The 13376-nt window shown below is 72.0% G+C and carries 14 protein-coding genes; 9 read left to right on the forward strand and 5 right to left on the reverse strand.

From position 1 onward, the window contains the following. The first annotated feature begins 285 nt into the window (after positions 1 to 285). A complete protein-coding gene (locus tag F9C41_RS25585; RefSeq protein ID WP_155389383.1) occupies positions 286 to 1632 on the forward strand; it encodes an extracellular catalytic domain type 1 short-chain-length polyhydroxyalkanoate depolymerase in 1347 nt (448 codons plus the stop codon). A 138-nt stretch (positions 1633 to 1770) separates the two neighbouring features. Here the strand turns inward: F9C41_RS25585 and F9C41_RS25590 are convergent, their stop codons facing one another. Continuing rightward, on the reverse strand, positions 1771 to 2466 hold the full coding sequence (locus tag F9C41_RS25590) for a hypothetical protein (RefSeq protein ID WP_155389384.1): 696 nt from the start codon (positions 2464 to 2466) through the stop codon (positions 1771 to 1773). 196 nt (positions 2467 to 2662) lie between these two features. On the opposite strand from F9C41_RS25590, the gene F9C41_RS25595 reads away from it, so the two are divergent. Then, a complete protein-coding gene (locus F9C41_RS25595) occupies positions 2663 to 3391 on the forward strand; it encodes an SDR family oxidoreductase (protein ID WP_155389385.1) in 729 nt (242 codons plus the stop codon). A 224-nt stretch (positions 3392 to 3615) separates the two neighbouring features. After that, positions 3616 to 4020, forward strand: coding sequence for a hypothetical protein (locus tag F9C41_RS25600; RefSeq protein ID WP_155389386.1), 405 nt, complete (start codon positions 3616 to 3618; stop codon positions 4018 to 4020). Between the two features lie 45 nt (positions 4021 to 4065). Here F9C41_RS25600 and F9C41_RS25605 read toward each other — a convergent pair whose 3' ends face one another. Beyond that, positions 4066 to 5277, reverse strand: a complete 1212-nt coding sequence (locus F9C41_RS25605; RefSeq protein WP_155389387.1) for a sensor histidine kinase — start codon at positions 5275 to 5277, stop codon at positions 4066 to 4068. After that, the gene (locus F9C41_RS25610; RefSeq protein WP_120315420.1) at positions 5277 to 5933 is read right to left on the reverse strand and encodes a response regulator transcription factor; all 657 of its coding nucleotides are present in this window, start codon (positions 5931 to 5933) and stop codon (positions 5277 to 5279) included. The genes F9C41_RS25605 and F9C41_RS25610 overlap by 1 nt, the downstream gene beginning before the upstream one ends. A gap of 109 nt (positions 5934 to 6042) precedes the next feature. On the opposite strand from F9C41_RS25610, the gene alr reads away from it, so the two are divergent. The 5 genes from alr (at position 6043) to F9C41_RS25635 (ending at position 10868) form a co-directional block, all read left to right on the forward strand. After that, complete coding sequence (gene alr, locus F9C41_RS25615) at positions 6043 to 7224, forward strand: alanine racemase (RefSeq protein ID WP_230690011.1); 1182 nt, start codon at positions 6043 to 6045, stop codon at positions 7222 to 7224. Further along, positions 7221 to 8222, forward strand: coding sequence for a D-alanine--D-alanine ligase family protein (locus F9C41_RS25620; protein ID WP_155389388.1), 1002 nt, complete (start codon positions 7221 to 7223; stop codon positions 8220 to 8222). Before alr ends, F9C41_RS25620 begins: the two co-directional genes overlap by 4 nt. A gap of 205 nt (positions 8223 to 8427) precedes the next feature. After that, positions 8428 to 9078: an HAD family hydrolase gene (locus tag F9C41_RS25625; RefSeq protein ID WP_155389389.1), complete on the forward strand. Its 651-nt coding sequence runs from the start codon at positions 8428 to 8430 to the stop codon at positions 9076 to 9078. Between the two features lie 77 nt (positions 9079 to 9155). Further along, positions 9156 to 9413, forward strand: coding sequence for a hypothetical protein (locus F9C41_RS25630; protein ID WP_155389390.1), 258 nt, complete (start codon positions 9156 to 9158; stop codon positions 9411 to 9413). Between the two features lie 138 nt (positions 9414 to 9551). Further along, positions 9552 to 10868, forward strand: a complete 1317-nt coding sequence (locus tag F9C41_RS25635) for a hemolysin family protein (RefSeq protein WP_155389482.1) — start codon at positions 9552 to 9554, stop codon at positions 10866 to 10868. Positions 10869 to 10881: 13 nt separating this feature from the next. On the opposite strand, the gene F9C41_RS25640 is transcribed toward F9C41_RS25635, so the two are convergent. Next, positions 10882 to 11445 carry a TetR/AcrR family transcriptional regulator gene (locus tag F9C41_RS25640; RefSeq protein ID WP_196279943.1) on the reverse strand — a complete coding sequence of 188 codons (564 nt, stop codon included), beginning with the start codon at positions 11443 to 11445 and terminating at the stop codon, positions 10882 to 10884. A gap of 173 nt (positions 11446 to 11618) precedes the next feature. On the opposite strand from F9C41_RS25640, the gene F9C41_RS25645 reads away from it, so the two are divergent. After that, positions 11619 to 12338, forward strand: a complete 720-nt coding sequence (locus tag F9C41_RS25645) for a hypothetical protein (RefSeq protein WP_155389392.1) — start codon at positions 11619 to 11621, stop codon at positions 12336 to 12338. A 54-nt stretch (positions 12339 to 12392) separates the two neighbouring features. Here the strand turns inward: F9C41_RS25645 and F9C41_RS25650 are convergent, their stop codons facing one another. Further along, on the reverse strand, positions 12393 to 13373 hold the full coding sequence (locus F9C41_RS25650) for a hypothetical protein (protein WP_155389393.1): 981 nt from the start codon (positions 13371 to 13373) through the stop codon (positions 12393 to 12395). Positions 13374 to 13376 lie beyond the last annotated feature (3 nt).

Consider the following 13376-nt stretch of genomic DNA (forward strand, 5'->3'; position numbering starts at 1 on the left):
CAGGAAGGGCACCTGCTACAACGCATGGCGATGTGAAGGTGCCCTTCCTTCGGACCGCTCGGCGCAGGGGGGCCGCCGCTCGCCGATGCGGCGCTGACGGACATTCATCGCCGCCACTACACTCGCGGATCGGGAGCAACGACCGTCCACCCGGGTGGACGGCATCATCCGCCTGCCGAGGGCGCACCGGGCCGAGCCCGCGTGGCGGCAGCGACCCCCTGCGTGTCCCGGCCCACGGCAGATCCGGCCGGGACGTGCGCGTCTCCTCGGCAAGGAGCAAGCTCGATGACCCCACGCAGAGCCCTGCACGCCCTGTGGCTCGCCGTCGTACCCCTCATCGCCGCGGTGGTCCTCACCGTGGCCTCCCCCGCCGCCGCCGCGACCCTGACCGAGGTCACCGGCTTCGGCGCGAACCCCGGCAGCCTGCGCATGTTCCTGTACGTCCCGAACACCGTCGCGCCCCGGCCGGCCCTGCTGGTCGCGGTGCACTGGTGCCACGGCGACGGCCCCGCGATGTACAACGGCTCCGACTACGCCCGGCTCGCCGACCAGTACGGCTTCATCGTGGTCTACCCGTCGGTGACCCGCGGCGACGGCTGCTTCGACGTCGCTTCGGCCGCCACGCTCACGCACAACGGCGGCGGCGACTCACTGAGCATCGTCTCGATGACGAAGTACGTGCAGCAGACCCACCAAGCCGACCCGGCCCGCACCTACGTCACCGGCGTCTCGTCCGGCGGCATGATGACCAACGTCCTGCTCGGCGCGTACCCGGACGTTTACCGGGCCGGCTCGGCCTTCGCCGGGGTGCCGTTCGGCTGCTTCGCCGGGACGGAGAGCTGGAACAGCGCCTGCGCCCAGGGGCAGGTCGTCAAGACCCCGCAGCAGTGGGGCGACCTGGTCCGCAACGCCTACCCGGGCTACACCGGGGCACGACCGCGGATGCAGCTGTGGCACGGCGTCAACGACGAGGTCCTGTCGTACGTCAACTTCGGCGAGGCGATCGAGCAGTGGACCAACGTGCACGGCCTGAGCCAGACGCCGACCTCGACCGACACCCCGCAGTCGGGCTGGACCCGCACCCGCTACGCCAACGGCTCCGGGCAGGTGCTGGTCGAGGCCGTCAGCATGGCCAACACCCCGCACAACCTGCCGGTGCAGTACGGCGCGGCGGTCGCCTTCTTCGGCCTGAACACCACAACCAGCCCGTCGGCGAGCCCGTCGACACCGCCGTCGCCCAGCGCGTCGCCGTCGGTGTCGCCCTCGCCGTCCCGGCCGCCGTCGCCCAGCGCGTCGCCGTCACCGTCGCCTTCACCCAGCGGCTCGCCGCCGGCGACCGGCGGCTGCACGGCGGCGTTCACCGTGAGCAACGCCTGGACCGGCGGGTTCGTCGCCGCGGTGCGGGTCACCGCGGGTAGCGGCGGGATCAACGGCTGGCGCGTCGCGCTGGCGCTGCCGTCCGGGGCGACCTTGGTCAACGGCTGGAACGGGCAGTTCACGGGGACGACCGGCACGGTCCAGGTGAGCAACCTGAGCTACAACGGCAAGCTGGCCGCGGGCGGTTACACGGAGTTCGGTTTCCAGGCCAACGGCGTGCCGGCCGGCACCACGGTGACCTGCACGGCACTGTGATCCGTATGCAGCTCGGGACGGGTGCATACACCAGGATGCACCCGCCGCACGGCGGCCTACCCGCCGGGCGCGACGTGCGCTGATCACGCGCACGAAGAAGCGGGGTGGCCGTGACGGCCACCCCGCTTCCGGGAAACCTCAGGCGCCTGCCGCGCCCAGCTCGGCGAGCTTGGCCTCGAGCTCGGCCAGCTCGGCACGCAGCTTCAGCGCGTGCGCCTCGGCCTCGGCCCGCTCGGCGGCCAGGATGTGCTCCACGGCCTCCTGCACACCCGGCACGTCCAGCATCGACACCATCTTCAGCGCCTCCTGCGCCTTGATGATGTACGGCTTGGCGAGCGCCTTGGTGCCCTGGACCGCGCCGACCGTCCACTCGCCCTCGGTGTACGCCAGCGTCACGGTCAACCCGGCCGGCGGCTTGACCTTGGGGCCCTTGCCGGCGGCGGGCCTGCGCGGGGCGGGCGCCACGGCGGGCGTCTCCTGTTCGGACACCTCGGGATTTACGGACACGGGTCGCTCCTGACGGACAGGCTTCTCACGGATGATCATGAACTCGGGCTCGGGCGGGGCGACAGGCTCCGGAACCGGCTCGGGCGCGGGCTTGCGGCCCGTGGCGCCCTTGGGCGCGATGATGAGATCGCCGGGCGCGAACGGCAGCACGTCGCTGCCGAACTTCACCATGATCCACTCATCGTGGGTGGCCGGGTCGTCGAGCTGCACGACCTGTCCCAGCTGGCCCGCGATCTGGCCGGCCGCCTCGGTGAACATGACCCTGGGCCGCTTGCCGGTCGCAAGCGTCTCCTGGATCTGCGTCAACTCCTGAGTCGACAGTGCCATAACCGCGCTCCCACACCCTCGCCGAACACATGTTTGATACGCATGTTCTATCAGAGCCCACCGACAACACCGGCACTGACACCATGCAGAAAGTGGGGACATCTTCGCAGCACCCACCCGATCCGCGCACCGGGTGTGTCGGCGGTGACATTGTCGCGGTCTGTCACGGCCGCACCGCGGTTGCTCTAATGGAGCGATGGGGATCATCATCGTGACCGGCGGGAGCCGCGGCATAGGCGCCGCCACCTGCGTAAAGCTCGCCGCGGCGGGACATGACGTCGTCGTCGGCTACCGCGGCGACGCCGACGCGGCGGCGGAGGTCGTCACAAAGGTCGTGGCGGCCGGACGGAAGGCGGTCGCGGTGCGGGTCGACGTGTCCGACGGCACGCAGGTGCGCGAGCTGTTCGACCGTACGCAGGCCGAGCTCGGCACGCCCACCGGACTGGTCAACAACGCCGCGGTGAGCAGCGCCATCGGGCCGTTCACCGAGCTGTCCGAAGCCGACCTGCGCCGCGTGGTCGAGGTCAACGTCGTCGGCGCGTTCCTCTGCGCCCAGCAGGCGGCCCGCCGGATGGGCCCCGGCGGCGCGATCGTCAACGTCTCCTCGGCCGCCGCGACCCTGGGCAGCCCCGGCGAGTACGTGCACTACGCCGCGTCGAAGGCGGCCGTCGAGACGCTGACCGTGGGCCTGTCCAAGGAGCTCGGCCCCGCCGGGATCCGGGTCAACACGGTCTCCCCCGGCGTCATCCACACCGGATTCCACGCCGGCAGCGGCGAGCCCGGCCGCGCGGACCGGCTCGGTCCGGCCGCCCCGCTGGGCCGCTCGGGGCAGCCCGAGGAGGTCGCAAACGCCATCGTCTGGCTGCTGAGCGACGAGGCGTCGTACACCACCGGCGCGACCCTCAAAGTCTCCGGCGGCCGCTGACCTCTCCCCCGCGCCCCGCCCCCGCCGAGACGGGGCGCAGCGCGGCGCGGCCCATGATCCACCGACTTGCCAGGCACCTGGGCGAATGTCGCCTCAAGATACGCACAGGTGCCCGGCAAGTCGGACGATCTAGCCGGGTGGGCAACCGAGCAGGACCGGTAGTCGATTGACGGGCGTGCGGGCTTCCTGGATAGTGAAACTATCCGCTATCCAGGAAGGTCGCCATGTCCAACGCCACCCTTTTCACCGCGGGGATCCTGCTCGTCACCGTGTCGACCATCGTCTTCGGCGGGCTGTCGCTGCTGATGAGCATCGTCAAGCGCATCCCCGGCTACCTCGACAACCCGGTCCGCCGGGCACTCTGGACCGCCGGGCACGCACACGCCGGCGTCCTGGTGATCTTCGCGCTGGTCGCGCTGCCCTACCTCGACGAGACCGGCTACAGCGCGAGCACGCAAACCCTGGTCCGGGCATTGCTGGTGGCCCCGCCGATCGTCATGTCGCTGGGCTTCTTCCTGTCCGTCGTCCGCCCCGCCGACACCAAGCCCAACAAACTCATCTGGCTCGTCCCTCTCGGCGGCGCATCCCTTGCCGCCGGCACCCTCACCCTCGGCCTCGGCCTGCTCTAACCCTGCCCACCGCCCCCGGGCCCAGCCCGGCCGGTCAGCGCAGCCTCAGGGGTGGGCGGGCTCGTGGTTTTCGGGGTGGGCCGGGGCGATGATCACTGGCTCGGCCAAGGGGTGGGCGGAGCGGGGCAGGATCACGCGCACGACCAGGCCGCCGCCGGGGCGGGGCACGGCGACGGCGTCGCCGCGATGGGCCTGGGCGACCGCGCGCACGATGGACAGCCCGAGGCCGCTGCCGCGCGACGAGCCGACCCGGTCGGTGAGCCGCCGGAACGGCTCGAACAGCGTCGGCACCTCGTACGACGAGATCACCGCCCCCGTGTTGCTCACCACGATCTCGGCGTGGCGGGGCCGGGCGACGGTCTGCACGCGCACCCAGCCGCCCTCGACGTTGTACCGGGTCGCATTGTCGATCAGGTTGCGGATCATCTGCTCCAGCAGGATCGGGTCACCCGTCACCGGCGCGGGCGTCAGCTCGCGGCCGATCTGCACGCCCAGCCGCCGGGCCAGGCCCTCGGTGGTGTCGGCGGCGATGTTCGCCAGCTCCGCGACGTCGACCAGGCGGCGCTCGGTCACCGCGTCCTCGGCGCGGGCGAGCGTGAGCAGGGCGTCGATGAGCCGCTCGTGGCGCTGGTTGACCGCGAGCAGGTTCTGCCCGAGCTGGTGCACCTGCGGCGGGCTGTCGGCGCGGCTCATCGCGACCTCGACCAGGGTGCGGTTCAGCGCGATCGGGGTCTTCAGCTCGTGGGCCGCGTTGGCGATGAACCGGCCCTGGCCGGCGAAGGCCTCGTCGAGGCGGTCGAGCATGCTGTCGAACGAGTCCGCGAGGCTCTTCACCTCGCCGGGCGGGGCGTCCAGGTCGATGCGCTTGTGCAGGGTGCGTCCGGCGATCCGGTGCGCGGTCGCGGTGATCATGCTGAGCGGGCGCAGCAGCCGCCCGGCCACGAACCAGCCCGCCGCGGTGGCCACCACCCACATCGCCAGCAGCGTCAGGCCGCCCTTGAACAGCAGGTTGGCCTGCATCGAGTCCATGATCGTCTGTTTGGACGCCTCCAGCGAGGTCAAGGCCTGCTCGGTGCTCTGGTAATCGCCGGGTTTGAAACGCGAGTACTGGTCGGCGAACACGATCCTCATGCTGTACTCCATGGCGTTGTTGACCATGATCAGCATGCCGGCCAGCACCGACCCGCCCGCCAGGGCGAACACGAGGCTGAACACCACGGTCAGGCGTACCCGCAGGTTGCCGCGCCACTCGCCCATCAGCGGATCCGGTAGCCGACGGCGGTGACCGTCTCGATCGGCTGCGGGTCGCCCAGCTTGCGGCGCAGGCCGCTGATGGTGACCCGGACGATGGTGGTGAACGGGTCCATGTGCTCGTCCCAGACCTTCTCCAGCAGCGTCTCCGCCGACACCACCGCGCCCTCGGCCCGCAGCAGCTCCTCCAGCACCGCGAACTCGCGGCGGGACAGGCTGACATATCGCCCGTCGCGGTACGTCTCGCGGTGGTGCGGGTCGAGCCGGATCCCGGCCCGCTCCAGCACCGGCGGCGTGGCCGGGCGGGCCCGGCGGCCCAGCGCCCGCACCCGGGCCACCAGCTCGGCGAACGCGAACGGCTTGGGCAGGTAGTCGTCGGCGCCGAGGCTGAGCCCGGCGACCCGCTCGGCCACCGTCACCGACACCGTGAGCATCAACACCCGCACGTCCAGGCCCTGCGCCACGACCTGCCGGCACACCTCGTCCCCGTGCACCCGCGGCAGGTCCCGATCCAAGACCATGACGTCGTACGCGTTGACGGCGAGCTTCTCCAGCGCCGCAGCCCCGTCGTAGGCGACGTCGACGGCGATCGCCTCCTGCCGCAGCCCCTCGGCGATGGCCTCGGCCATCAGCTCCTCGTCCTCCACGACCAGGACCCGCACCCCGCCACCTCCTCGACCGACCGATCGCAAGTATGCACGGGCGTTGTTAGCGCAGCGTTAGTGAAATCCCTCTCGGCACCCTCACATGCCCTGTTGTTGGCTACCGAACGTGACTGGAGAGCTGGCGGAGGCGGTAGTCGACCTCGCGGCGATCGCGGGCAACGTCGAGCGGATCGCCGGGGCCACGACCGCCGCGGTGATGGCCGTGGTGAAGGCGGACGGGTTCGGCCACGGCGCGGTGCCGGTGGCCCGGGCCGCGCTGGCCGGCGGCGCGACCTGGCTCGGGGTCACCAGCGCCGCCGAGGCGCTGCAGTTGCGCTCCGCCGGGCTCACCGCGCCGGTGCTGAGCTGGCTGCACGGCCCCGGCACCGACTTCGCCGCACTGGCCGCCGCCGAGGTGGACGTCTCCGTGGCCGCCCCGGAGCTGCTCGACGCGGTCGCCGCCGCGGCCCGCGGCGCCGGGCGCACGGCCCAGGTCCACCTCAAGATCGACACTGGCATGTCGCGGCACGGCGCCACCGCCGAGGACTGGCCGGAGCTGGTCGCCTGGGCCCGCAAGTACGAGCGCGAGGGCGTGCTCGCCGTGCGGGGCGTGTGGTCGCACCTGGCCACCGCCGACTCCTCGCCCTACGGCGTGACCGCGCAGACGGCCGCGTTCACCGAAGCGGTGGCGTACGCCCGAGACGCCGGGCTGGACCCGGAGCTGCTGCACCTGGCGAACTCGGCCGCCGCCTTCACCGCCCCGCACACCCACTTCGACCTGGTCCGCGCCGGCATCGCGGTGTACGGCGTCGAGCCCGTGCCCGGTCGCGCCTTCGGGCTGCGTCCGGCGCTCACCCTGCGTACCCAGGTGATCATGGCCAAGCGGGTGCCCGCCGGAACCGGGGTCTCCTACCAACACACCCACGTCACGACCCGCCCCACCACCCTCGCCCTGATCCCGCTCGGCTTCGCCGACGGCATCCCGCGCGGGGTCGACGGCCACGCACAGGTCCTGCTCGGGGGGCGGCGACTGTCGATCATCGGCCGCGTCGCCATGGACCAGTGCGTCGTCGACGCCGGCGAGCTGGACGTACGCATCGGCGACCCCGTCACCGTCCTCGGCCCCGGCGACTCCGGCGAACCCACCGCCGCCGACTGGGCGGCCTGGGCTGGCACCAACCCCCACGAGATCCTCACCGGCATCGGCACCCGCGTGCCCCGCCGCCACGATGGGAAGGGCGCCTTCACAGCGGACGTCCGTGTAGAAGGCGCCCTTCCTTTCCTGCACCATGGAAGGAAGCGTCGATGAAGCTGGCCGTCATTTATGGGGGGCGCAGCGGGGAGCACGACGTCTCGTGCAAGAGCGCCCGCAGCATCCTGGCCCACCTGGACCGCGCCCGGTACGACATCACCGAGGTCGTCATCGGCCGCGACGGCGCCTGGCACGTCGACGGCATCCCGGTGAGCATGGGCGACGCGCTGCGCACGCTGGGCCGCGCCGACGTGGTCTTCCCCGCGCTGCACGGCCCCTACGGCGAGGACGGCACGGTGCAGTCGCTGCTGGAGCTGGCCGGTGTGCCGTACGTCGGCAGCGGCGTGCTGGCCAGCGCCACCGGCATGGACAAGGAGTTCACCAAGAAGATCCTGGCCGCCGACGGGCTGCGGGTGGCCGACGGCGTCGTGCTGCGCCCCGGCCAGGACGACGTCAGCCCGGCCGACCGCGAACGCCTCGGCCTGCCCGTCTTCGTCAAGCCCGCACGCGCCGGGTCCAGCATCGGCGTCACCCGTGTCGACGACTGGGCACAGCTGCCCGCGGCGCTGGCCGCCGCCCGTGAGTGCGACGGCAAGGTCCTCGTCGAGGCCGGGGTCGTCGGGCGCGAGGTCGACGTGGCGGTGCTGGAGCACCCGGACGGCTCGCTGCAGGCCGGGCCGCCGCTGGAGATCCGGGTCGCGGACGGGCACGGCTTCTTCGACTACGACGCCAAGTACACCGCCGGTGAAGTGATCTTCGACATCCCGGCGCGGCTCGACCCGTGGGTCACCGCGCTGCTGCAGTGCCGGGCCCTGCAGGCGTTCGCCGCCCTCGAATGCCGCGGCCTGCTGCGCGTCGACTTCTTCCTGCCGGCCGACGGCGGCGAGCCGGTCCTGAACGAGGTCAACACGTTCCCGGGGTTCACCGCCGCATCGCAGTACCCGCGTATCTGGCAGGCCGCCGGCATGTCATACCGGGAGCTGCTCGACACGCTCGTGAACACCGCGGCCGCCACGGCGGCCCGCTCCCTGACCGCCCTGGCCGGGCGGCGCTGAGACGCCGTGGAGCCGGGCCACTCGGGGGAGGGGCCGGCTCCACGGACACCTCGCGCCGACCCGGGGACGCCGGCCGCCCGAACCTGGCGGCTTAGACGGCTCGGCGTCCCCGGGTCGGCGCACCAGCCGTTGGCGGCCGGTGACCGGCGGCACCCGCGCCGCACCCGTGCGGGGTATGCGCCCTCGCGCCCGATATCCTGGTCAAATGATCAAGGCCGTGGTGTTCGACGTGGGCGAGACGCTGATCGACGAGACCCGCATCTGGAGCCGCTGGGCCGACCGCCTCGGCGTGCCCCGCTTCGCGATGCTCGGGCTGCTCGGCGGCATGGCCGCGATGGACCGCCCGCACGGCGACGCGTTCGCGCTGCTGCGCCCCGGCCTCGACGTCGACGCCGAGATGGCCGCCTGGGCCACCGACGAGCCCGACGGGCTGCGCGAGAACTTCGACGAGGTCGACCTCTACCCCGACGTGCGCCCGGCCTTCGCCGAGCTGCGCCGCCGCGGCCTCACCGTGATCATCGCGGGCAACCAGCCGCCGCAGGCCAAGTCCGCCCTGGAGCGCATGGACCTGCCCGTGGACGCGATCTACACCTCGGCCGAGTGGGGCATCGAGAAGCCCCACCCGAGCTTCTTCACCAAGGTCGCCGAAGTCGCCGACCTCGCCCCGGCGGCGATCTGCTACGTCGGCGACCGGGTCGACAACGACGTGCTGCCGTCCACCCGCGCCGGCATGAAACCCGTGCTGGTCCGCCGCGGCCCGTGGGGCTACCTCGGCTCCGAGAAGCCCGAGGCGGCCCGCCACGCCACCATCGTCGACAGCCTCGACGCCCTTCCCGACCTGCTGCGTCCCGCCTGATCGAGTGCTGATTCGCCAACCGCCTGCGGCCCGCCGCCCGCGCTCCTAGCGTGGAAGTGATCCGTCGAGGAGGAGCGATGCCCAAGAACAACCAGTCCCGCCGGCACCCGCACCAGGACAAGCCGCGTGTCGAGCAGGACCAGCCCGGAACGCCGCACGCCGAGCACGACCACGCGCCCGGCGAGCACGCCGCCTGGGCTTCCGAGCACGCACAGGAGCAGTCCCGCCAGCGCGCCATGGCGGCGCGAGAGAAGGCCACCCGGACCCAGCTGTCGGTGGGCCAGTCCGGCGTGATGCGCCTGAAGAAGGGCAACCAGCCCCGCGGCGGCCGCTGACCCGGTCCCGCAGACCCGGCCCCAGGGCCGTGACCTGCTGCTACCGTTGACCGAATGGAAGGCTGTGATACCGGGCCGGGCCGATGCCCGGCCTGCGCGTACCGGCCGGCACTCCAGGCGGGCCTCAGGTGATCGATGGTGGGCGACCACTGGATCCAACTCGTTCTGGTAGCCGTACTGATCGTGTTGAACGCGCTGTTCGCCGGCAGCGAGATGGCGCTGGTCTCGCTGCGTGAGGGCCAGCTGCGCCGGATGGAGCAGCAGGGCGGCGGCGCCGCGGCCGCCGCGGCGCTCGCCCGGGACCCGAACCGGTTCCTGGCCACCATCCAGATCGGCATCACCCTGGCCGGGTTCCTGGCCTCGGCGACCGCCGCCATCGCACTGGCCGAGGTGCTCCAACCCGCGCTGGGCTTCCTCGGCCGCGCCGCGCGGCCGGTCGCCGTCATCGTGGTGACCCTGCTGCTGACGTTCCTCACCCTGGTCTTCGGCGAACTGGCGCCCAAACGCGTCGCGATGCAGCACGCCGAGCGGTGGGCCCGCGTCGCGGGCCGCCCGCTGACCGTGCTCGCGAGCATCTCGCGGCCGTTCGTCTGGGTGCTGAGCAAAGCCACCGACCTGGGCGTACGCCTCATGGGCGGCGACCCGCACCGGCACCGCGGCGACGAGATCACCCCCGCCGAGGTGCGCGACATGGTCAGCGTGCACCGCGGCTTCACCGCCGAGCAGCGCCTGATCATCGCCGGCGCCGTGGAGATCACCGAACGGGTCCTGCGTGAGGTGCTGATCCCCCGCCGCAACGTGTTCACCCTCGACGCCGACCTGCCGGTGGAGGTGGCCCGCAAGGAACTCGCGGGCTCCGGATTCTCGCGCGCGCCCGTGGTGCGCCGCCGCAACCTGGACGACACCCTCGGCGTCGTGCACCTGCGCGACCTGCTGGCCGACGACGCGGCCGGCCTGGCCGACCTCGCCCGCCCGGCCCTGCTGCTGCCCGACTCCCTGCACGCCGCGGACGCGCTGCGCCGGTTCAAGGTCGAGCACCAGCAGTTCGCGCTGGTCGTCGACGAGCACGGCGCGGTCGACGGCATCGTGACGCTGGAGGACCTGCTGGAGGAGGTCGTCGGCGAGATCTACGACGAGACCGACCGCGACGTGAAGGCGGTGCAGCAGGGCGACGACGGCGACATGCTGCTGCCCGGCACGTTCCCGATCCACGACCTGTCCGACATCGGGGTGAACCTGGACGAGCGGCCCGGCGGCGACTACATCACCATCGCGGGGCTGGTCATAGCGATGCTCGGGCACGTGCCGACCCGGCCGGGTGAGATCGTGCACCTGGACGGCTGGACCGCACAGGTGACGTCGGTGGACCGGCACGCGATCACCGAGATCCGGCTGCGCCCCTGCGGCGGCCCGGCCGGCGACGCTCTGTGCCCGCCGAAGCCGCGTACCGGGTGACACCGGTCCGGGTTCAGGCCGGGGCGAGCAGGGTGTCGAACACAGTGGTGAGGAAGGCCTCGAACGCGGCGGGTGAACGGTCGGTGCGCGCCCGGATAAGGGTGCCCTCCCACGCGTTGAGGAGAAAGCCGGCGGTCATGGCGGGATCGAGGCCGGCGCGGATCGTCCCGGTCCGCTGGGCCTCGCTCAGGGTCGCCTCGATGAGGGCCGCCCATGTCTCGAAACTGCCGCGTACGGCGTCGCGGACAGTGTCCATGTGGTCGACTATCTCGGCGCCGAAGTTGCCGTAGAGGCAGCCGCGCCGGTAGCCGTGCCGGACGACGTCATCGCGCAGGAACTCGAAGTGCGCCCGGAGCCGGTCGAGCGGCGGCGTGCCGGGGTCGGCCAGGTCTTCGAGCCGGCGGCCCGCGCCGTACCGCTCGAGCGCCACGACGGCAAGATCCTCTTTGCTGTCGAAGTGGTTGTAGAAAGACCCCTTCGGCACCCCGGCGGCATCGGTGATGTCCTTGACCGCCGCGGCGTGGTAGCCGCGACGATGGAACTGATCGAGCGCAGCCGTGACGATCTCCTCGCGCATGCTCTTCCTGCCCATGAGCAGCACCTCCGTGCTCAATATGACCGGTCGTCTCGCCAGCGTCAAGGCTTGCCCACCGTGATCCAGCCCTCGTTGCCCCCGCTAAGACGACCGGTCATATTTGCGCTGTCGACCCTGACAGCCGGGCCGGCTCACCTGACAACGGAGGCAGCACCGTGCACGACCTGACGGAATTCGCCATCAACGCCCACGGCGGCCTGGACCGCTACCGGCAGTTCCGCTCGGCCACGGCCCACTTCCGCTCGGGCGGAGCACTGTGGGCGATCAAGGGCCAGGAGGGGATCTTCAACGAGGCCGACGTGCGGGTCGACCTGCACCGGCAGCACGCCGGCCACCGCCCCTTCACCGCGCCCGACCTGCACACCTCGTTCACGGCGCAGCGCGTGGCCGTGGAGAGCGACACCGGCGATGTGAAGGCCGAACGCCTCCACCCCCGCGCCGCCTTCGCCGGGCACACCCTGCACACCCCCTGGGACGACCTGCACGTCGCCTACTTCGCCGGCTATGCCATGTGGACGTACCTGACGGCCCCGTTCTCGTTCGTCACGCCGGACTTCCAGACCGAGGAACTGACCCCGGTGACCGAGGACGGGCATACCTGGCACCGCCTCAAGGTCACCTTCCCCGAGCACATCGCCACCCACTGCCGCGAGCAGACGTTCTACTACGACCAGGACGGGCTGCTCCGCCGACACGACTACACGGCCGAGGTCATCAACGCCGGGCCGGCCGCACACTACTGCTCCGACCACCGCGAGTTCGACGGGATCATGGTCCCCACCAGGCGGCGCGTGCACCCGCTGGGCAAGGACGGCGCAGTGGCGCGCGACATCGAACTCGTCACGATCGACATCGACGGCGTCACGTTCGCCTGATCCCCGCGGCACCCGGGTGCCGCAACGCGGCCCGACCCGGGACGGCCTGCGGCACTAACGGAGCCAAGGCAGGTCGGCCTCGGGTTCGAAGAGGGCCGCGTACAGCGTGGCGTCGGTGCCGGGTCCGGTCAGCGCCAGCGGCACCCGGGTGGCCAACTCGCCCTCGTCGAGCAGGATCAGCCCGTGCCGGGAGAGCAGGTGCAGCACGTGCTGGGCGGTCTCGCTGTTCCCGCGTCGCCGCGGCAGCAGCAGCCGCCCCGACGCGAGCGCATCCCCGACGTGCAGCACCACGGCGTACGGGCCGACCATGGACAGCCTGACCATCAGCGGCTCGGGACCGTGCAGCACCAGCGTGAACGACACGTCGCAGTTGACGTCGGTGTCGTCGGCGACCCGGCCGAGCGCCGCGAGCTCGTGACACAGATCGCGATAGGGCAGGCGGTCCACCGCCGCGGTCACGAACGAACGATTCGGCGCCACCGGACTGCGGTACGCCGTCCCGAGGTGTTCCACGCACCTGGTGACCACCGTCTGCCGGAACCTGCTCACCCGCACCGGTGCCGCGCCGCTCCTGCTCGACGCCGTGTTCCGGATCCGCCTCGTGCGGCCGTGCCGCGCCAGCAGGTCCAGCACCGCGGGCATCGTCGAGCCTTCGGACAGACCGCGCTGCAACCAGTCGCTCCAGGTCGCCAGCAGTTCGGGGCCGAGGCCGGGCACGTCGCCGCGCACTTCGAGGATCGCGTGCTCCGCCGCGCGGCGGGAGGCGTACGCGCGGTCCTTGTCGTCGCGCGCCAGCGCCACCCAGCGGTCCCGGCGCTCGCGATCGATCGCGAGCATCTGCACCACGACCGACATCACCAGGACAGGGTCGGCCGCGGTCGTGGCCATCAGCTGCCCGTGGCACTCGGGGCGGCACATCGCCTGCTGGTATAGCGGCCAGCGCTGGTGTTCGTCGCGCAGGTCGGCCGGCACCGGCACGCCGACGCAGCCGGCCAGCGCCGTCACCTCGCCGACGAGCGTGTCATCGCGTGGCATGGC

This window comes from Catellatospora paridis (assembly GCF_009720365.1).
Classification (GTDB): domain Bacteria; phylum Actinomycetota; class Actinomycetes; order Mycobacteriales; family Micromonosporaceae; genus Catellatospora; species Catellatospora paridis.